Origin of the sequence: Pantoea sp. PNT03 (assembly GCF_014852515.1) — a bacterium.
Classification (GTDB): domain Bacteria; phylum Pseudomonadota; class Gammaproteobacteria; order Enterobacterales; family Enterobacteriaceae; genus Pantoea; species Pantoea leporis.
The window spans coordinates 345073-363534 of sequence record NZ_JACVBT010000002.1 but is presented as its reverse complement, the minus strand read 5'-3'; the positions used below and the strand labels follow the sequence as shown (position 1 = coordinate 363534).

Sequence of the window (18462 nt, the reverse complement as noted above, 5' to 3'; positions counted from 1 at the left end):
CATATTTATTAAATTGAATCGCATAATTATTCTAGATTCTTGCATCGATAAAGTCATAATTTTGTTTTCTCCTATCAGAGATTGTTCCTACCCAGTGCCCGGTAGGCGCGCTAGAATCAACGACCAACGGAAAGGCTTTTACAGAGCTTAAACTCACCTTCAACATACTGATTGCAATGAAAATACGATTCCTGTCTGCCAATGAACTAAAGCTGGCCGAGGTGCGTACCATCCTTGAGCCGGTCGGTGTCGAAGTGCTACCCATCGCACGCCGTATTGAAGAGATTCAGACTGAAAATGAGGTTGAACTGGTGCGCGATAAGCTCACCAAAGCGTTCTCTATTATTGGTCGTCCGCTGTTTGTCGAACACACCGGGCTCTATCTGGATGGCCTGAACGGCTTACCGGCCGGATTGACGCGCATCTTCTGGAGCCGCCTGAATGCCGAGCGCTTCACTAAACTGGTGAACGGTTTAGATAGCGCCTGCGTCACGGCAAAAACCGTGCTTGGCTATTGCGATGGGCAAAAAATGTATCAGTTCGAAGGCGAACTGCGCGGCACCATCGCCACCGAGCCTGCTGGTCCACGCGAATTTCAATGGGACTGCGTGTTTATCCCGGAAGGGCACACGCAAACTTTCGCCGAAATGGGCGAGCTGAAAAATGAGATTTCGATGCGTCGCCTGGCGTTGGATCGCTTCGCAACCTTTTTAAAAACATCGCGGGGATTGGCATGAAACCCGAGCTAAAACGCGCCTACGACGCCGGTAAACTGATCCTGTTCGCCGGTGCAGGCATTTCACGCAATCTTGGCCTGCCGGAATGGCATGAGCTGATTGCGCACCTGGCTAAAGAGCTGGGCTACGACCCGAAAATCTTCAATACCTACGGCACGCATCTGTCGCTGGCGGAGTATTACAAGCAGCGTAAAGGCTCGCTGGGACCGCTGCGCAGCTGGATGGATCGCGAATGGCATCGCCCGGATATTGATGTGCGCAGTTCTGAAATCCATACCATGATCACCCAAGGCAATTTCTCACGCATCTACACCACCAATTACGATCGCTGGCTTGAAATGGCGCATGAGGCGCACAACGTGCCTTACAGTAAAGTCGCGAACGCGGCAGATTTGGTGTCGTTGACTGAAGATAAGCGCCACATCATCAAACTGCATGGTGATTTCGACGACGATACGTCAATTGTGCTGGATGAAAGCAGCTACTTTGAACGCCTCTATTTTGATTCGCCGCTGGATATCAAACTCACGCACGACGTCATGGGCAACTCGGTATTGTTTGTGGGCTACAGCATCAGCGATTTCAATATTCGTCTGTTATTCTACCGCCTGACAAAAATGTGGGGCCGAACCGGCTTGGCCACCGCGCGTCCTAAATCGTACCTGTTCACCAACCGCAATAACCCGGTGGCAAAAGAGGTATTAGGGCAGTGGGGCATTGAGATGATCGTCTCGGAAGAGGACGATCCGCGCAAAGCGTTGGCGCTGTTCCTGGAAGAATTACTGGCTTAACAGCAGAAAGTCATTGCCTGGAAAAGTTTGATCAGAATATACTGTATATAAATACAGTTAATCGAGGTGCATCATGGCAGTCGAAACCAAATATGTTGTAGTCAGAAAGGGTGAAGAAAAGATGACGTTTGCCAATAAAAAAGACGCGGATGCCTGGGACAAAATGCTCGATATGGCAGACGCCTTTACCGATTGGCTACAGCAACATCAGCCAGATTTGGGTGAAGCGCAGGCCGAAGCATTGGGTCTGCTGTTGGCTGAACAGAAAGACGCGGTGCAGCATATCCTGCGCACCAGCAAGCTGCCGGATATTGTAAAGGCAGAAGAGGTTGCGCAAGCGCCTGAAGCCGCTGCGGAAACCGAGAGCGAAGCGGGAGCGGTAGCGCCGGAAAAGAAAGTCCGCGCGGTTAAAGCGGCGTAAGCCGTTTTGTCAGGTGCGCATTGATGCGCACCTGGTTACCCATCAACGCTTAATCTGGTAGCGCGTGCTGCGCCCGCCGCCGGGTAATTTCTCCAGACAACCTTTCGCCAGCAGTTCTGTCAGATGTCGCGTCGCCGTGGCTTTACTCACTTTCGCCACCTTCTGATACTGGCCGGCGCTTATGCCTGCGTTAAATCCCTGTTCACCGCCATCCAGTAAGCGATTCAGCACGCGGGTTTGCTCCGCACTTAGCTCAGCAGCATTGTGCATTAACCAGAAGCGCGCTTTGTTTTGCGTGCGCGTAACGGTTTCCAGCGCGCGCTCAAGGCTGTCATTCAGCACATCACAAAACCACAGCAGCCAATCTGTGACGTCCAGCGCACCGCGCTGCGTCTGCTGCAGGATGCGGTAATAATCGGCACGTTGCGCCAGAATCGATGCGGACATGGCATACAAACGAATGCTTTGGCTATCCGCCTGCGCCAGCGCCAAATCGGTCAGGGCGCGGGTGATGCGTCCATTACCGTCATCAAACGGGTGCAGCGTAACGAACCACAGATGGCACAGCGCGGCGCGCAACAGCGGGTCGAGCAGCGGATCCGCGCGGCTGTGATTAAACCACGCGATAAATTCTTCAAGCTGTACCTCCAGCCCGGCGCGCGGCGGCGCTTCGAAATGTACCGTTGGCCGATCGATACGCCCCGAAACGACCTGCATCGGTTCATCGCCGCGCAACGTGCCAACATTTAGTCGCTTAATGGTCCATTCGCTTGCGGGGAATAACCAGCGATGCCACTGACATAAACGCGCCAACGTGAGTTCCTGATCGCGTTGCGTGATGGCATCCATCATCATGGTTGCCAAACCTTCGGAACGTTCGGAAACCGGGTAAGGCTGATCGAGCGAAACGCTTAAACGGCGGGCAAGGGACGATCGTACCGACTGCGCGTTGACGCGCTCATCTTCAATCGCTGAGGAAGAGAGGATATTGCTGAGCAACGTATCCAGCGTTTGTTGATCGCTTTTATCTTGCACGCTAGCGCGGCCCAGCAAGACGCCGCGCTGCTGCTGCAGCTGGCGCAGGCGCGGCAGTAATTTCTCTTCCTGCCAGCGAAACTGCGGCCAATCGGGCTGCTGCCAAATCCACATCATAGAGTCACTCCTGAATCGCATGAGCTGAATAGAACGGATATTCGGCTCATATGGTGAGCTGAATAATAGTCTGTAATCGGCTCATTGACCAGCGGAGCTTGCAGGCATCTGGCGCTGAGCTAATGTCGGTGACCATCAATGGCAATCCACCGGAGTTTGGTACCTTGCCATCAAGTTCTAGCGCCGCGCGCCGATAGAGTGTTCAAAGGGATGTACGCGCACAGGGAGTGGTTCTGAATACCGAAAAGTGTCAACTCCAGGAGCGCCATAATGGCCAAACACGCATCACCTAAGAAAACAATGAGCACCCGCACGCAGATGCTGCTGACGGGCGCCTTAACCATCACACTCGGCTTTGCTGTAACCATCGGCGTGCTGAGCTTGCAATCCAGTAACGAACAAAAGTCGCTGGCCGAAAGCTATCTACAGCAGATTGCACAAAGCCAGGCGCTGCAAATTCAGCATGAACTTAGCTACGCGCGCGATGTGGCGCATAACCTCGGCCACAGCTTGATCGCACTGCCAGCGGCGGGCATTCAGGACCGTAAAGTTGCTGATAAGCTGATGGAATCGGCGCTGCGCGATAATCCCGATTACCTGTCGATCTCGGTGATCTTCGAAGAGAATGCCTTCGACGGACGTGACGCGGAGTTCGCCACCCAAGCCAATGCGGCACCGAAAGGTCGCTACGCCTTCTTCGTCGATCGCGATCAAACCGGCAATTTTAACCTACATCCGCTGACCTCGATCTTCACGCCAGGTCAGGGCGATTACTATCTGCTGCCGCAAAAAAGTCAGAAAGATATGCTGATTGAACCTTACAGCTACGCCTACAACGGCGTGCCGACGCTGCTGACTTCGGTAGCGGCGCCGATTGTGAGTCAGGGCAAACTGTGGGGCGTGGTGACGTCCGATATTTCGCTGGCGTCGCTGCAGGAAAAGGTCAACAAAATCAAACCGTGGGAAGGCAGCGGCTATGCGATGTTGCTCTCCAGCGCGGGTAATGTGGTTTCCTATCCGGATAAAAGCCAGACCAGCAAGCCGTGGAAAGGTGATACCCATAACTTCAGCAGCAGCGTGATGGAACATCATGATGCGTTGCTGGGTGAAGATGCGCTGGTAACCTGGCAGCCGGTGGTGATTGGTAACAGCGATCAGAAATGGTATCTCGGCGTGGTTGCGCCGGTCAGCCAGGTGATGGCGGCGGCGCATCGTCAACTGATTAACGCAGTGATCCTGATGATCATCAGCATTCTGGTGGTGTGTACGCTGCTTGGCATGCTGTTCAGCCGCAAAGTGCTGAAGCCGATTGGTGGCGAACCGCTGGAAGCCGCGACCATCGCGCTGGCCGTCGCCGATGGCAAACTCGATAACGTCATCACGTTGAAAGGGCGCGATAACAGCAGCTTGTTCTATGCGCTGCATACCATGCAAAACCAGCTGCGCGATATCGTGGGACAGATTCAGGATGCCAGTTCGTCGGTGCGTCAGGGCGCGGGTGAAATCGCCAGCGGCAACCTCAATCTCGCCTCGCGTACCGAGCAGCAAGCTGCCGCGCTAGAGCAAACCGCCGCCAGCATGGAGCAGATTACTGCCACGGTGAAACACAACGCCACCAATGCGCATCAGGCGACAACGCTCACCGACAACGCCACGCACATTGCCAGTCGTGGTGAAACGCTGGTGGGCGAAGTGGTGCAAACCATGGCGCAAATTGACGACAGCGCGAAGAAAATTGGCGACATCACCGCCATCATCAATAGCATCGCCTTCCAAACCAATATTCTGGCGCTGAACGCCGCAGTAGAAGCGGCGCGTGCCGGAGAACAAGGACGCGGCTTTGCCGTGGTGGCGTCGGAAGTCCGTAATCTGGCCCAACGCAGCGCCAATGCGGTGAAAGATATCGGCGCGCTGATTGAAGAATCCACGCAGCGCGTCGGCAGCGGCGTGCAGCTGGTGCAGGATGCGGGCAAGACCATGCAGGAGATGACGCAGGCGGTGAATTCGGTGCGCACCATTATCGGTGAAATTGTGATCGCTTCCGATGAGCAGGCGCGCGGCATTAGCCAGGTGACCATCGCGGTGAACGAGATGGACAGCACCACGCAGCAGAACGCCGCGCTGGTGCAGGAGATGTCTGCCGCCGCCAGTTCGCTGGAAGATCAGGCCTCGCAGCTGGCGAACACCGTTGGGCGTTTCCAGCTGAGTTAATCGAGCCTCAGCTAAGAACGCGCTGAGCGTGGCACGCCGTTTTTCTCTGAATAACGGCTGCCTATCCACCAGGTGATCAGCGCCGCCAGGGCAATTGCGCCTAGCACGGCAAATGCACTGCGATAGGAATAGGCTGCGGCAATGTTTCCCGCCAACGCGGGACTCATTGCCGCGCCGACGCCCTGCATGAGCATGATAAAACCCTGACCCGCATTAGTATGTCCGCTGCCCTCAAGCACCTTCACGATATAACCCGGCACCGCCACGCCCAGCAGACCCGCCGCTACGCCATCCAGAATCTGTACCGGAATCATGAAATAAGCGCCGTCAAAAGCGGAGGCAATCAACGCACGTAACGGCAGCACCAGCAGCGCCGCCGTGATCAACACGGGATAGCCAAAACGCGGTGCGTGACGTGCAGCATACAACGCCATGGGAATCATCACACATTGTGAAATAACCACCGTGGCGGCAGCATAAAGTCCGGGGCTGATGGCTGCGTTGTGCGCTGCCGCCACCCGCAGGCTCAGCATAGGTAACAGCGCGGCATTGCCAAGATGGAAGAGTAACAGCGTAACTCCCGTAATAATGACGGCAGGATTACGGGCAATCTGATAAAGACGCGGGACGTTGCTGGCCGATTCGCTGCCAGAAAGCCCGCGCGCGGCAAGGTTATCGATGTCGTTATGACGAATAGCCAGCACGGCTGCACCTGCGCACAGCGCCATCGTCGTCATGAGTACAAACACCGCACCCGTTCCCCACAACCACACTGAAGCACCCGCAATAATGGCGGCCGTCATATTTCCGCCGTGGTTGAAGGCTTCATTTCTCCCCATTTGATGGCTGAATCCTTGCGGACCGACCAGGCCAAGGGTAATACCCGTCAACATCGGCGCGATGAGCGCGGCGGAAAGGCCAGTCACAATCTGCGATAAAACCACGATCCATCCCTGATGGAAATACCACAGCAGCAAGGTGGATAGGGTGATCAGGAGTGAACCGATGAGCAGCAACGATCGTTTATGGCGAGTAGCGTCTGTGGCTAAACCCGCCGGCAGGGTGGCAACCAGCCCTGCAAGGCCACCGGCGGTCATCACCCAGCCAATATCTCCTGCATTCCAGTGGCGTTCTGTCAGAAATATGCCGAGAAAAGGCCCAAGACCATCTCGTACGTCAGCCATAAAAAAGTTAACCAGACACAGAGCCTGAAGCGAACGCAGTGGCATAGAAATCCTTAGCAAGTAATCGGAACGGGACGAACGTAATCATGGCAGGAAAAAGGCAATTTTCCTGCTGTGATGGGCGTTAATTATGTTGCCGGGTACCAAACCGCTGCCGATACTGGCCGGGCGTGACGCCAGTGAGCTTGCGGAAAATTTTGCGGAAAGCGGAAGGGTCGCTGTAGCCAATCTCCCAGGCGATCTGATCGACCGAACGATTACTCAGCTCCAGCGCGTCGCGCGCTTTCATAATGCGTACCTGCTGCAAATAATCCGTTGGCCGCAGGCCGGTCGCTTTCTGGAAATGGCGTAGAAAAGTACGTGGTGTCATGCTTGCCAGCGCCGACATGCTCTCAATGCTGTGCTGCTCAGCAACATGGGCATGAAGATGATGCTGCGCGCGCAGAATTTGGCTATCACCGTGATCGAAATTGGGGATAAATGCCGAATAGGTGCTTTGCTCGCGTCGCGGCGGGTCGATCAGTAAAAAGCGTGAGGTCGCCAGCATGGTGCCGGTGCCGAGCACTTTTTCGATCAGCGTTAAACCCAAATCGGTCCACGCCAAAATCCCACCGGCGGTAATAATGTCGCCATCGTCAATCACCATATTTTCCACCGCGACGTCTACCGCAGGAAAACGCTCCGACAGCGTCTGCGCAAAGGCCCAGTGCGTGGTGGCGCGACGGTGATCGATCAGTCCGGTTTCGGCCAGCACAAAGGCACCGGCGCACACCGAACAGAGCGTTACGCCTGCGTCATAAAGCTCACTCATCCAGTCGGCGGGCGCCTTCATTGGCACCATTTTCGCTGGCACCACCAGACTTGGCGGCGCAATCACGTGGCTCAGGCGATGTGCTGTATCGGGATGGCTATCCCAGACGCAAACCATGTGATCGCTGTGCGCATCAATCTGCCAATGTGAGACACGAATCGTCCGCTTACGCTCTTCACCCGATATATTCTCGGCCCATTCCGCAGCAATCCTGAACATATCGGTTAAGCCATATATCGCCGCGAGTTGGCAATCGGGATAGATCACCAAGCCAATCTCCGCGACAACGCTGTTTTCATCAGTTTTTATCATTTGTCAGTTACGGCCCTTAATGTGTCATATTTGACAATATTAGCCGCTGCCGCTTTCCATAACAATAAGCCCATCGAACGCAGACAATCACATACAGAGGACTTACTCATGAGCAACGGCATCATCACCACCCAAGACGGCACCAAAATCTTTTACAAAGACTGGGGCCCAAAAAACGCCCAACCGGTAGTGTTTCATCACGGCTGGCCGTTAAGCGCCGATGACTGGGATAACCAAATGTTGTTCTTCCTGGCACAAGGTTATCGCGTTATCGCCCACGACCGTCGCGGCCACGGACGTTCCGACCAAACCGCTAGCGGCAACGATATGACCACATACGCCGCTGACGTGGCAGAACTGGCCAAAGCGCTTGACCTGCGCAACGCCATCCATATCGGTCACTCTACCGGTGGCGGCGAAGTGGCGCGTTATGTGGCGCATGCCGAAAAAGGTCGCGTGGCGAAAGCAGTGTTGATGGGCGCCGTGCCACCAATCATGTTGCAAACCGCCGCCAATCCTGAAGGTTTGCCAAAAGAAGTGTTTGACGGTTTCCGCTCGGCGCTAGCCGCTAACCGCGCGCAGTTCTTTATCGATGTGCCAGCGGGGCCGTTCTACGGCTTTAACCGTCCGGGTGCGAAAGTGAGCCAGGGTTTGATCGATAACTGGTGGCGTCAGGGCATGGCGGGCGGCGCTAAGGCGCAGTACGACTGTATCGCTGCGTTCTCGGAAACCGATTTTACCGAAGATTTAAAAGCGATCACGGTGCCGGTATTGGTGCTGCACGGGGAAGACGATCAGGTGGTGCCGATTAATGATTCGGCGCATAAGGCGATTAAGCTGCTAAAACAGGGCACGCTGAAAACCTACCCAGGCTTGTCGCACGGTATGTTCGCGACGCATCCTGAGCAGATTAATCCTGATTTGTTGGCGTTTGCGAAAGCGTAAATTACCGAGTTCACGAATCGTAGCGGCACAATTATTTGCGCGATAAATCGCGCCGCTACAGCATGTGTAATGTATGTTTACGCTAAGCCACCGGTGTAATGCCGGTTTCCCGGCTGTTCTCAGCCGGGAAACCCTGCTTAGCACGCAGCGCAATTCCCAACGCGACCAACAGCAATAGCAGAATCGCCCACGGAAAAGATTGGGAGCCGACATGTTCCAGCAACATTCCGCCGGTCAAACCGCCGAGGGCGATAGCGCTGTTCCAGGTGACGACATTCATGGAGAGCGCGACATCGGCATATTCGCCGGCGGCATCTGCCAGAGCCGTTTGCAGCAGCGTCGCGGCACCACCGAAGGTGAGTCCCCAAACGGCTATGCCCGCATAGATCACGGCGGGTGTTGGCGTACTCAGACCAAAAATCACCGACACCGCAGCAAAGATGGAGAGTGACAGCAGCACCGCTTTGCGCAGATGCGTATCAATGATCTTGCCGGTAATGAATATTCCCCCCAATGCCGCAATACCAAAGATCAGCAGCACCACATCCACGCGATGCGCCAGACCGGCTGAAGCAAGGAACGGTGCAATGTAGGTATAGAGAATGTTATGCGCCAGCATCCAGGTCAGCACCACACCCAGCACGGCACCTACGCCGGGGAGGCGTAACACTGCGCCGAGCGGCATTTTTTGCGTAGCAGATTGGCCGGGATAGTTCGGCACGGCCAGCAAAATCCAGCCGATAAGAATGAGAGAGAGACCCGACATGGCGGCAAAAGTCAGACGCCATCCCAGCAACGAACCCATCCATGTGCCTGCCGGAACACCGAGTGAAAGAGCGATGGGCGTGCCCACCATGGCGAGCGCCAATGCGCGTCCCTGCAGCGATGGAACCACCATTCTTCGCGCATAGCCCGCAATCAGACTCCAGGCCAAACCGGCTGACGCACCAGCAAAAAATCGCGCTATTAAGATGATGACAACGTCAGAAGAGACGGCGGTAAGAGTGTTAAATAGCAGAAACCCACACACGGTGCTCAGCAGCACAACCCGGCGCGACCAGCTTCGGGTCAGCAATGTGAGCGGAATCGCGGCCAGTAGCGAACCGGCTGCATAGGCGGTAACCCATTGACCGGCCAGCGAGGGGGAAATATTAAGCCCCTGACTGATTTGTGGTAGCAATCCCGCGGGTATGGTTTCAGTCAGGATGCAGATAAAACCTGCCATTGCGAGCGCCAAAAGCGCCAGGATTGGCAGCCGTTGGGCTTCTTCGTGCTTAAACGTTGAATTCATTATTTAGCCTGCTCTTGATTTGCAACAGCGCCGCGAAGCGCCATGGATATATGTATCGATCGGTATTTATATTGCGGAGGCGAGCTGTGCGTTGTCAATGAATTCTGTATCGATTAGTATAAATGGCGGAGGATGTGATGATGAGAACAGGCAGACCAAGACAATTTGACCGGGATGAAGCGGTGATCAAAGCGATGCACCTTTTCTGGGAAAACGGCTATGAATCAACCTCGCTGGCGCAGCTCAAAGCCTCAATAGGCAAAGGCATCACCGCGCCAAGCTTCTACGCCGCGTTTGGATCGAAAGAGGCACTCTTTGCTGAAGCCGTGAACTGTTATTTGCAAACCCATGCTCAGGTCACGGAAGCTTTGTGGGATACCCGCGTGCCCGCTCGCCAGGCGCTGGAAACCGCGCTGCTCAACTCCGCCAGAATGCAGTACGATCCTGCGCATCCGCGTGGATGCATGGTTGCGCTAAGCGTGATGTCTTCCTGTTCTGAGGAAAATCGCCACGTGCTTAAACCGCTTGAAGCATCGCGCATCCGCACCCGTGAAGGGATAAAGCATTGCGTTGAAAGAGGGATCGGCAGCGGTGAGTTGCGGGATGAGGAGGAGACGCTTTCGCTGGCGGTCAGCTTCAACAGTTTTATGCTGGGGATCTCAACGCTAGCGCGCGATGAAGTTCCTCTCCACGAAGTTGAGCGCGGAATCGCACAGATGATGAGATTGTGGGATGCCTCGCGGGCAATCCCACAATCTTAAGTGCGTTACGGTTTGCGCTGCAGCGTAATGCGGGTCAACTCTGAGGGGCGGCCCAAACGCACCGCCATGCCAGGCCACAGCGCGGTGCCGTTGTTGACGTAGAGCTGCATGCCGTCGACCTGATACAAACCCGACACGAAACCCGCGTTGGGTTTGGCAAACAGGCGATCGAAGCCAATAATTAGCCCGCCGTGCGTGTGGCCAGACAGCTGTAGATCGATGTTTTTCAATGCGTTTTTCCGGGCGTTGCGCGGCTGGTGGTCGAGCAAGATCACCGGAGCGTCTTCCGGCGCACCGGCCAGCGCCAGTTCCAAATCGGGGCCAACTGCGCCACGTCGTGCTGCTGACGTATCCGGCATGCCGGCTATCACCAGCTCGGCGTTATCGCGTTTAATCACCGTATGGCGATTGAGTAACGGCTCCAGACCTAGCGACGCCAGATGTGCGGTCCAGCGCTCCTGCTCAAAGAAATATTCGTGATTGCCGGTGATGGCGAAAACGCCATCGCGGGCGTGTAATCCGCGCAGCGGTTCGACGTCCGCACGACGGTTCTGCAGCGTGCCGTCAATCACATCGCCGGTGACCAGAATCAAGTCAACGTCCAGCGTCATGGCTTTTTGCACCAGGGCGCGCGTCCATTTCTCATTAAAAAGTTTGGTGATGTGCATGTCCGTTAACTGCAACAGTTGATAGCCTTCGAATTCACGCGGAAGGTTGTCGATCTCGATGGTCACATCTTTGATCGGCGGAACGCGGATGGCCTGATAAACGCCAACCGTGGCAAGAATCAAGGTAAACGCCGCCGCCACATAACGCACCGCGGGCACGATTTCGAACGGATGGCGGAACAACAGTGAAACCAGCGCCACTCCATCAATCACAAACTGCGTCAGCGCGAGGAATAAAACGGCGCTGAAACCCCAGTTGAACAGGATGACGATGGCGCGCGGCATTTCCGGCGAGAACATGCTGCCAGAGGTAAAACGGCTCACCAGCAGATATTGCGAAGCCAGCAACACCAGCAGAGAAAGGATGATTTTTAACAGCAAGGGCATGGCTAACGGGAACAAAAATCGGGCGATCACATACCAGCTCGGTATGCTGAAAATCAGATGGAACATCACTCACTTCCCTGGTTTAAGGGCGCTGATTTAGCGCAAGAAATCTATACGCAGTGTAGACGTAACTGATTACTATCATGGCTTCGCACGTACTTTTTTAGGCGCAATACACTACGGAGGATGCATGCAACGCCAGCAGCTGTTCGACTACATCAATCAGCACTATCAGGTAGAACCCGATTATCCGTGGAAAAAGCACAGTGAGTATGCAGTGCTGCGTCATCCGCGGCACCGCAAATGGTTTGCGCTGGTGTTCCCGCTGGAGATTCACAAACTCGGTTTACCGGATGGGCCGTTAATTGACGTGATGAACATCAAAGTGCGACCTGAACTGACTGGGTCGCTGCGCCAGTTGCCCGGCGTTTATCCGGCTTACCACATGAACAAAGAGCATTGGCTGAGCATCACGCTGGAAAACGGCTTGCCGGATAGCGAGATTCTGGCGTTGCTGGATGACAGCTTCAGTCTGACGTTTTAGAACGCGAGCGGCGCGCAGGCATCATGCGCACTAACGTATTGTCTTTGAACAGATAATGGTGCGCCAGCGCGGCCACGGCATGAATGCCGATCAGCCAGTATCCGTAAGGCGCGAGGGTTTCATGCCAGTCCGCAATCATGTCGGCGAAATCCGGATCCGGATCGCCACTCACCGGCATCGGAATGCCAAAAATCCACCAGGTGCGGCCCATATAGAAGCGCGACAAAATGCCCAGCGTGGGCAAGACAATGAAAAACACGTAGATCGCCAGATGCATCAGATGCGCCAGACCGGTTTGCCAGTGCGGCGGCTTGGGCAAAATCGCCGGGCTGCGATGGCGAAAACGCAGCAGGATGCGTGACAGCATAATCACCAGCACACAACTTCCTGCGCTGAAGTGACCAATAATCATGGCAAAGCCTTGCCACGAACCGCGCGTCGCCAGTCCACGAAATTCCATGGTGCAATACGCAGTGACGACCAACAGAAAGGTCAACCAGTGAAGAAAAATCTGCGATGGGGCGTATTTATTGCTCATTTTTAATCCGTAAAAGGCCTGGCGGGACGGTTACTTTAATGGAAAATGCGCTGAATGAATTCATTATTTGACACATCAGCAACAGCGTTTTTACCTTTCCGCTTCTGTTGCCACCAACAATTGACTCAGCAAGGTTTTCAGCTGCGCTTGCTGCGCTGCATCCAGCGTTTCCAGCAGGCTATTTTGCGTTTGCGTGTGTACCAGCAGGGCTTGCTCGATCTTCGCTAATCCTTCTTCAGTCAGCGCCACCAGCATGCTGCGTTTATCGTCGGGATCGGCAACGCGCACAATCGACCCCACTTCTTCCAGCCGATTGAGGCGATTGGTCATCGCGCCCGATGTCACCAGCAATGATTTATACAGCTGGGTCGGCGACAAGCGATAGGGCGCACCCGCGCGCCGCAGCGTCGCCAGCACATCAAATTCGCCATCGCGAAATCCAAACGGTGCCAGCGCTTCAGCGCGCGTTTTCGCCAGATGTTTCATGATACGCAGCATGCGACCAAATACCGCCATCGACGATGCATCCAGCTCCGGCATCGCGCTGGCCCATTGTTCAACTACAAAATCGACGTGATCGGTCAAATTGATTTCTCCTGATGCTGTTGTTGCCTGTTTGCACAATCCGTAGCGGCGCGATTCATCGCGCAATAAATTGCGCCGCTACGGATTGTGCGGTGATTAATATTCGCCATCTCATCCCCATTTGTTGCTTTGTGCGCATGGGCTGTTGCTGCTGCGAAAAGTATCTTAACGTTAAGATACTTTTAATGAGCATGGAGATGCAAAGTGAATCGTACTTTACCTGCGGTTGGGATGTTTGCCTTACTGGTTTTTGTTATCGCACTGAATTTGCGGCCGATTATGGCGGCGATGGGACCGCTGTTTCCACTCCTGCAGCGCGACGCGCAGCTCAGCGCCACGCAGCTTAGCCTGCTGACCACGTTGCCGGTCATCATGATGGGATTGGCGGCGCTGGCCGGGCCGCTGCTGTTGCGCCGGCTCGGCGAAGTGCGCGGTATCGCTGCCGGATTGCTGTTGCTGGCGCTGGCGAGCGTCGCGCGTGGGTTCGAGCAATCTGCCACAGCGTTGATTACCAGCGCGCTGGTGGCGGGTTGCGGTATCGGATTGATTCAGGCCTTAATGCCAGCGCAGATCAAACGTCACTTTGGTGCGAAAGCAGGCACGCTGATGGCGCTGTTCACCACCGGGATTATGGCGGGCGCAGCGATTGCTGCCGCCAGCGCCGCACCATTGGCGAAATCGCAAGGTTTAGCGTTAACGCTGGCAATTCCTGTTGTCCCCGCAGTCATCGCGCTGTTGCTGTGGTTGACGTTTTCACGCGGCGTAACGCCAATGCAAAGCAGCCAGGCTCCACGCACTGCTCGCTCACCGCGTGCCTGGCTGTTGATGATCTTCTTTGGCATTGGCACCGGCGCGTACACCTTGGTGCTGGCGTGGCTGCCGCCATTTTACATGCAGCACGGCTGGCAACCTGAACAAAGTGGCTATGTGCTGGGCGCGCTCACGCTGACGGAAGTTGCCGCGGGTTTTGTGCTGTCGGCGTTGATACATCGCTTCCGCGATCGTCGCCGTCCGTTGCTGGTGGTGTTAACTTTGATTCTGCTGGGCTTGATCAGTCTGCTGTGGCTTGGCGGGGCGCAGGCGTGGTTGCCTACATTGCTGCTCGGATTAGGCATTGGCGCGCTGTTCCCGCTCTCGCTGATCGTCACGCTCGATCACGCGCACACGCCGGAAGAAGCGGGCGCATTGCTATCCTTCGTGCAGGGCGGCGGTTATTTGCTGGCGGCGTTGATGCCGCTGATCGCTGGCATCGTGCGTGACCGCGCCGCCTCGCTCGATAGCGCGTGGATAATCATGAGCGTAGGCATTATGTTGCTGATGGTGATGGCGCTGCGGTTTAAAACGCAGCGATAATCGCGTAATGCTCGTCAGTTAAGACATGAAAACCCCTCATTACCGAGAGCACACATTGTAGCGGCGCAATTCATTGCGCGATAAATCGCGCCGCTACGGAAGGTGCGGTGATTCGATACGGCGCTTAACTGATCGGCATTAAGCGATAATCGTGCGGCAATCAATGTGATAAAACGTGGGACAATTTTTTCACGCAGGTTCGTCATTTATGACAGCCTGCAAACCAAGGAGCAACCATGTCGCCACAAGTGGGAATCGGCGTTTTAGTTTTCCGCGATGGAAAACTGTTATTAGGGCAACGCAAAGGCAGCCACGGCGCGGGCGACTGGTCTGCGCCGGGCGGGCATCTGGAGTTTGGCGAATCGCCGGAAGCCTGCGCGCGTCGCGAAGTGCTGGAAGAAACCGGCTTACAGCTTGGTAAACTGCAAAACGGCGCGTTCGTTAGCGATGTGTTTCCCGATGTCAACAAGCACTACATTACGCTACTGATGGTGGCGCAGGACGCAATCGGTGAACCACAACTGATGGAGCCTGAAAAGTGCCACGGCTGGCAATGGTTCGCACCAGAAAATCTGCCGCAACCGCTGTTTGCGCCGCTGCGCACATGGATGGCACGCGATGGATTGGCGGCGCTGCAGGCGTTGGCAAAATCCACTTAGAGCACCAGCTTCATCACCGTAACATCTTCATCAGCAATCTCGCGCTGCTCCACATCCTGCCAGCCGAAGCGGCGATAGAGCGCTTGTTGATCCGGCGTATAAAGCCACAACGCGGTGATCCCACGCTGACGCGCTTCGGTAATTAAGCGTGTTACCAAATCACTCGCCAACCCTTTTCCACGATGTGCTGCGGCAGTAATGACTTCGCCGAGCCAAAACTCGCGCTCGGCGATATCGTGCAGTTCGTAATGGATAATGCTGGCGGTCGCCATCAATTCGCCATCGCTTGTGGTGGCCACCAGCGTCAGCGTTTTGGCCTCGGCGGCATTGCGCGCCCGTAAACGCTGCTCAATCACTGCCGCATCGCGCCAGTTGGGGAAATCTGACCATTCTTGATGCAGCATTTGCGTCACCGCATCCAAAAACTGTGGCTGTTGTGCCAGCAGGCTGATGTGCATTCCGATTCCTAAAAGGTGGCAGGCGAGAGTGACAACATAGCGATTAGTGATTGATATTGCCAAGTATACTGCGTTCGATAATAGCGCCGGGCATCATCTGCTGAATACCTTGCTCCAGCATATCGCCCGCATGTTGCAATGCTTCGAGTGGCATCGCCGGTAATCGCTCCAGCACAAACCACATCTGCGTTTGCTCAATACTGAGACGCGTGCGCACACCTTGTCGCCAGTTCCAGCGACGACAAGTTACGCCTGCGTCATCCCGCCACACCACTTCGCCAGGTTCGGGAGATTCATGGCTCAAGACGCCTTCTTTATAGACATCGAAGGGTTCGCTGCCATCGGCGCGCGTCAGCCGCGGGTTGCCCACGTAAGCGGCCACATTCTCACCACCAACCGGAATGGCGAAACGAATGCTCACCGCATTGTAGAGATCCACGATTGGATCGATGGCTGCCATTGATCCGTCGCGCTGCACGCGCTTGCGCAAGGCATCTGCCGAACAGGGCGTGCGTTTTGGTTTGGCACCAAAATGTTTGAACATTCCCGCCCATTGCGTCAGATGTGCTTCTGCCCAGGGAAAATCATCCTGCAGCATATCGAGACAAGCTTGCGCTAAAGCTTCTTCACCAACTTGCGGACGCAATACTGGCGCAGCCTGAACTAAAATGCTGAGCGCGGTAAAGTCAGGCGCTAAAGCAGAAACGGAAGGATCGATTGACGGGCTTAAGGCGAACATAACATAATCCTGTAATGACTAATTTATTCCATGATAGTGACCGATGAAGACGAAAGTCAATAAATTGACCGAAGCAGGTTCTGATATCGACTATGTCAGCGCCGCCGTTTCAGCCAGCGTCAAAAGTTTCCGCCAACAGCAAAAACTGTCGCTGGATGAGCTCTCGCGCCGCGCGGGCGTCAGTAAAGGCATGTTAGTTGAGATTGAAAAAGGCAGCGCGAATCCCAGCATCGCCATTTTGTGCAAAGTGGCGGCAGCGCTAGGAATATCGGTGGCCGATATTGTGAATGTCACCGCCGATCCGCTGGCGCATCTGGTTGCTGAAGAGGACATTCCAATACTTTGGCAAGGGGACAAGGGCGGTACGGCGCGTTTGCTGGCGGGCACGCAAGGCCCGGATATGATCGAGCTATGGCGTTGGGAGATGTTCCCCGGCGAACAGTTCGCCTCGCCGGGCCATCCGCAGCGCACTTACGAACTGCTGCATGTCGAGCAAGGTGAACTTACGTTGACGGTTGATGAACAGCGGTTGCAGGTGCCGCGCGGCAGTTCAGCGGTGGCGAAAACCGCCGCACCGCACAGTTATGCGAACCTCGGCGAACTGCCGCTGGTTTTCACCATGGCAGTCGCCGAAATTCACGGTTAACCCACTTCGTTCGCCAGCGCCACCGCATCTTCGTCAGCTGGAATGCGCATCGGTCGCCGCACGCCACACCGCTTCCGCCACATCCAGCGCCTTGGTGGTGGGTTGTGGCTGCTGCATCGTGCTGAAAACGCCATCTAACAGCGGCTGATACGGCTCAAGCTGCGTGTTCTCCATGCGCGGCGAATCGCGCCTGACCACGCTTGTGCAGTTAGTGATGGATGAGTGCCGCGCACAGCGTCCGGCGCGTCATGTGGTACTGGAACGCTTGCTAGAGCTGCTGTTAATCGAAGCGCTGCGATCAATGCCGATCTGCAATGCGTGTCCGGGCGTGATGAGCGGTTAGCTGACGAACGGCTGGCGGCGGCAATCCGCGCCATCCATGCAAACCCTGCGCACAGCTGGACGGTGGCCGAACTGGCGAAAACCGCCGCGCTGTCACGTTCCTCTTTCTTTGTGCGTTTCCGCGAAGCGGTTGGCGTGGCGCCGATGGTCTACCTGCTGACGTGGCGCGTGGCGCTGGCGAAAAATCTGCTGCGCGGTAAAAGCATGGCGGTAGCCGAAGTGGCAGAGCGCGTTGGCTATCGCTCCGCCAGCGCCTTCAGCGTGGCATTCAGTCGCTATGTCGGCCAGCCGCCTGCGTGGTTCGCCGCCGAAGAGGATGTTTAGCGATACAGCTTCAAATTGCCGGTTAAAAGGGTAATTTTTTTCTTTGGACCGATCAAACCGATCGCCACCAACTCAATCTGATCGCTGTGCGCGTCAGCAATACGATCGCCATACTCTTCGTACGTTTTGCAGGATTGCGCCAGCGGCGCGTAGATGACGCCGGGATAATCAACGCCATCCTGGCTTTGCTGATTTGGCCCCACCAAATTTCCTGGTAATTTGCCAAAACTAATGCCGATAATGCTGGCAGCGTTAATTGCCAATCCGGCGGGCAGTTGCTGATCAATCAAGATGGTGCAGCGATGGGTGTTTGCGTCGAAATCCATGTTGAGTATTTCACCTTGAGTGGGAATGCAAAAGTAAGCGATCGCTGGAGTATAAATTCCGCACATTTTGTAGCGGCGCGATTTATCGCGCAGTTGGAGATGCAGAGTATGTTTGTACTGCAGGAATTAAAGGGATTAGCGGCCTGGCCTTTGGCTGAATAAAAGATTCGAATAAATCACAATGAATGCATGAGAGTTTTATTAAATCCCATATAGCTTACTTGATGTTTCAATATCATCATCTTTACGACTATTAGATCCGGATAATTATAAAATC

At 55.2% G+C, this 18462-nt stretch carries 23 protein-coding genes; 12 read left to right on the top strand and 11 right to left on the bottom strand.

Annotated elements, in window-relative coordinates; all coding sequences use genetic code 11:
- The first annotated feature begins 176 nt into the window (after positions 1-176).
- The 3 genes from IB226_RS09790 to IB226_RS09780 all read left to right on the top strand — a co-directional run bounded on the left by IB226_RS09790 (position 177) and on the right by IB226_RS09780 (position 1949).
- Positions 177-737 (top strand): non-canonical purine NTP pyrophosphatase, encoded by a 561-nt coding sequence (locus IB226_RS09790; protein ID WP_101761408.1) that lies wholly within the window; start codon positions 177-179, stop codon positions 735-737.
- Positions 734-1528 carry an SIR2 family protein gene (locus tag IB226_RS09785; protein ID WP_008108794.1) on the top strand — a complete coding sequence of 265 codons (795 nt, stop codon included), beginning with the start codon at positions 734-736 and terminating at the stop codon, positions 1526-1528. The genes IB226_RS09790 and IB226_RS09785 overlap by 4 nt, the downstream gene beginning before the upstream one ends.
- Positions 1529-1601: 73 nt before the next feature.
- Positions 1602-1949: a YebG family protein gene (locus IB226_RS09780; protein ID WP_192235001.1), complete on the top strand. Its 348-nt coding sequence runs from the start codon at positions 1602-1604 to the stop codon at positions 1947-1949.
- A gap of 42 nt (positions 1950-1991) precedes the next feature.
- Here the strand turns inward: IB226_RS09780 and IB226_RS09775 are convergent, their stop codons facing one another.
- Entirely contained in the window at positions 1992-3101 is a 1110-nt protein-coding gene (locus tag IB226_RS09775; RefSeq protein ID WP_192234999.1) for a Fic family protein, read from the bottom strand.
- Positions 3102-3371: 270 nt separating this feature from the next.
- Between IB226_RS09775 and IB226_RS09770 the strand changes: the two genes are divergently transcribed.
- The gene (locus tag IB226_RS09770) at positions 3372-5312 is read left to right on the top strand and encodes a methyl-accepting chemotaxis protein (protein WP_192234997.1); all 1941 of its coding nucleotides are present in this window, start codon (positions 3372-3374) and stop codon (positions 5310-5312) included.
- 11 nt (positions 5313-5323) lie between these two features.
- Here the strand turns inward: IB226_RS09770 and IB226_RS09765 are convergent, their stop codons facing one another.
- Both IB226_RS09765 and IB226_RS09760 read right to left on the bottom strand, forming a co-directional pair.
- A complete protein-coding gene (locus IB226_RS09765) occupies positions 5324-6541 on the bottom strand; it encodes an MFS transporter (protein ID WP_192234995.1) in 1218 nt (405 codons plus the stop codon).
- 79 nt (positions 6542-6620) lie between these two features.
- Complete coding sequence (locus IB226_RS09760; protein WP_192234993.1) at positions 6621-7619, bottom strand: GlxA family transcriptional regulator; 999 nt, start codon at positions 7617-7619, stop codon at positions 6621-6623.
- Between the two features lie 108 nt (positions 7620-7727).
- Between IB226_RS09760 and IB226_RS09755 the strand changes: the two genes are divergently transcribed.
- Positions 7728-8564, top strand: a complete 837-nt coding sequence (locus tag IB226_RS09755; RefSeq protein WP_137386960.1) for an alpha/beta fold hydrolase — start codon at positions 7728-7730, stop codon at positions 8562-8564.
- Positions 8565-8646: 82 nt separating this feature from the next.
- Here IB226_RS09755 and IB226_RS09750 read toward each other — a convergent pair whose 3' ends face one another.
- On the bottom strand, positions 8647-9855 hold the full coding sequence (locus IB226_RS09750) for an MFS transporter (protein WP_192234991.1): 1209 nt from the start codon (positions 9853-9855) through the stop codon (positions 8647-8649).
- Positions 9856-9992: 137 nt separating this feature from the next.
- Here IB226_RS09750 and IB226_RS09745 point away from each other — a divergent pair, with 137 nt between their 5' ends.
- The gene (locus tag IB226_RS09745) at positions 9993-10616 is read left to right on the top strand and encodes a TetR/AcrR family transcriptional regulator (RefSeq protein WP_192235597.1); all 624 of its coding nucleotides are present in this window, start codon (positions 9993-9995) and stop codon (positions 10614-10616) included.
- A 5-nt stretch (positions 10617-10621) separates the two neighbouring features.
- Here IB226_RS09745 and IB226_RS09740 read toward each other — a convergent pair whose 3' ends face one another.
- Entirely contained in the window at positions 10622-11737 is a 1116-nt protein-coding gene (locus tag IB226_RS09740) for a metallophosphoesterase (RefSeq protein WP_192234989.1), read from the bottom strand.
- A gap of 124 nt (positions 11738-11861) precedes the next feature.
- Between IB226_RS09740 and IB226_RS09735 the strand changes: the two genes are divergently transcribed.
- Positions 11862-12215 (top strand): MmcQ/YjbR family DNA-binding protein, encoded by a 354-nt coding sequence (locus IB226_RS09735; protein WP_192234987.1) that lies wholly within the window; start codon positions 11862-11864, stop codon positions 12213-12215.
- On the opposite strand, the gene cybB is transcribed toward IB226_RS09735, so the two are convergent.
- Both cybB and IB226_RS09725 read right to left on the bottom strand, forming a co-directional pair.
- Positions 12199-12753: a cytochrome b561 gene (gene cybB / locus IB226_RS09730; RefSeq protein ID WP_192234985.1), complete on the bottom strand. Its 555-nt coding sequence runs from the start codon at positions 12751-12753 to the stop codon at positions 12199-12201. The genes IB226_RS09735 and cybB overlap by 17 nt on opposite strands.
- 90 nt (positions 12754-12843) lie before the next feature.
- A complete protein-coding gene (locus tag IB226_RS09725) occupies positions 12844-13338 on the bottom strand; it encodes a MarR family winged helix-turn-helix transcriptional regulator (protein WP_101761421.1) in 495 nt (164 codons plus the stop codon).
- A 204-nt stretch (positions 13339-13542) separates the two neighbouring features.
- Between IB226_RS09725 and IB226_RS09720 the strand changes: the two genes are divergently transcribed.
- Together IB226_RS09720 and IB226_RS09715 are read left to right on the top strand one after the other, a co-directional pair.
- Positions 13543-14691, top strand: a complete 1149-nt coding sequence (locus IB226_RS09720) for an MFS transporter (RefSeq protein WP_271460354.1) — start codon at positions 13543-13545, stop codon at positions 14689-14691.
- A 236-nt stretch (positions 14692-14927) separates the two neighbouring features.
- Positions 14928-15350 carry an NUDIX hydrolase gene (locus IB226_RS09715; protein ID WP_192234983.1) on the top strand — a complete coding sequence of 141 codons (423 nt, stop codon included), beginning with the start codon at positions 14928-14930 and terminating at the stop codon, positions 15348-15350.
- Here the strand turns inward: IB226_RS09715 and IB226_RS09710 are convergent.
- Together IB226_RS09710 and IB226_RS09705 are read right to left on the bottom strand one after the other, a co-directional pair.
- Positions 15347-15808, bottom strand: coding sequence for a GNAT family N-acetyltransferase (locus tag IB226_RS09710; protein WP_192234981.1), 462 nt, complete (start codon positions 15806-15808; stop codon positions 15347-15349). The genes IB226_RS09715 and IB226_RS09710 overlap by 4 nt on opposite strands.
- A gap of 43 nt (positions 15809-15851) precedes the next feature.
- Complete coding sequence (locus IB226_RS09705) at positions 15852-16547, bottom strand: B3/4 domain-containing protein (RefSeq protein WP_192234979.1); 696 nt, start codon at positions 16545-16547, stop codon at positions 15852-15854.
- A 43-nt stretch (positions 16548-16590) separates the two neighbouring features.
- Here IB226_RS09705 and IB226_RS09700 point away from each other — a divergent pair, with 43 nt between their 5' ends.
- A complete protein-coding gene (locus IB226_RS09700) occupies positions 16591-17193 on the top strand; it encodes a helix-turn-helix domain-containing protein (RefSeq protein WP_192234977.1) in 603 nt (200 codons plus the stop codon).
- A 33-nt stretch (positions 17194-17226) separates the two neighbouring features.
- Here IB226_RS09700 and IB226_RS09695 read toward each other — a convergent pair whose 3' ends face one another.
- Complete coding sequence (locus IB226_RS09695) at positions 17227-17367, bottom strand: hypothetical protein (protein ID WP_225608253.1); 141 nt, start codon at positions 17365-17367, stop codon at positions 17227-17229.
- Between IB226_RS09695 and IB226_RS23245 the strand changes: the two genes are divergently transcribed.
- Together IB226_RS23245 and IB226_RS23240 are read left to right on the top strand one after the other, a co-directional pair.
- On the top strand, positions 17366-17536 hold the full coding sequence (locus IB226_RS23245; protein ID WP_225608252.1) for a cupin domain-containing protein: 171 nt from the start codon (positions 17366-17368) through the stop codon (positions 17534-17536). The genes IB226_RS09695 and IB226_RS23245 overlap by 2 nt on opposite strands.
- Positions 17512-17859 (top strand): AraC family transcriptional regulator, encoded by a 348-nt coding sequence (locus IB226_RS23240; RefSeq protein ID WP_309837658.1) that lies wholly within the window; start codon positions 17512-17514, stop codon positions 17857-17859. The genes IB226_RS23245 and IB226_RS23240 overlap by 25 nt, the downstream gene beginning before the upstream one ends.
- Here IB226_RS23240 and IB226_RS09685 read toward each other — a convergent pair.
- Positions 17856-18185, bottom strand: a complete 330-nt coding sequence (locus IB226_RS09685) for a DUF2000 domain-containing protein (protein ID WP_192234975.1) — start codon at positions 18183-18185, stop codon at positions 17856-17858. The genes IB226_RS23240 and IB226_RS09685 overlap by 4 nt on opposite strands.
- Positions 18186-18462 lie beyond the last annotated feature (277 nt).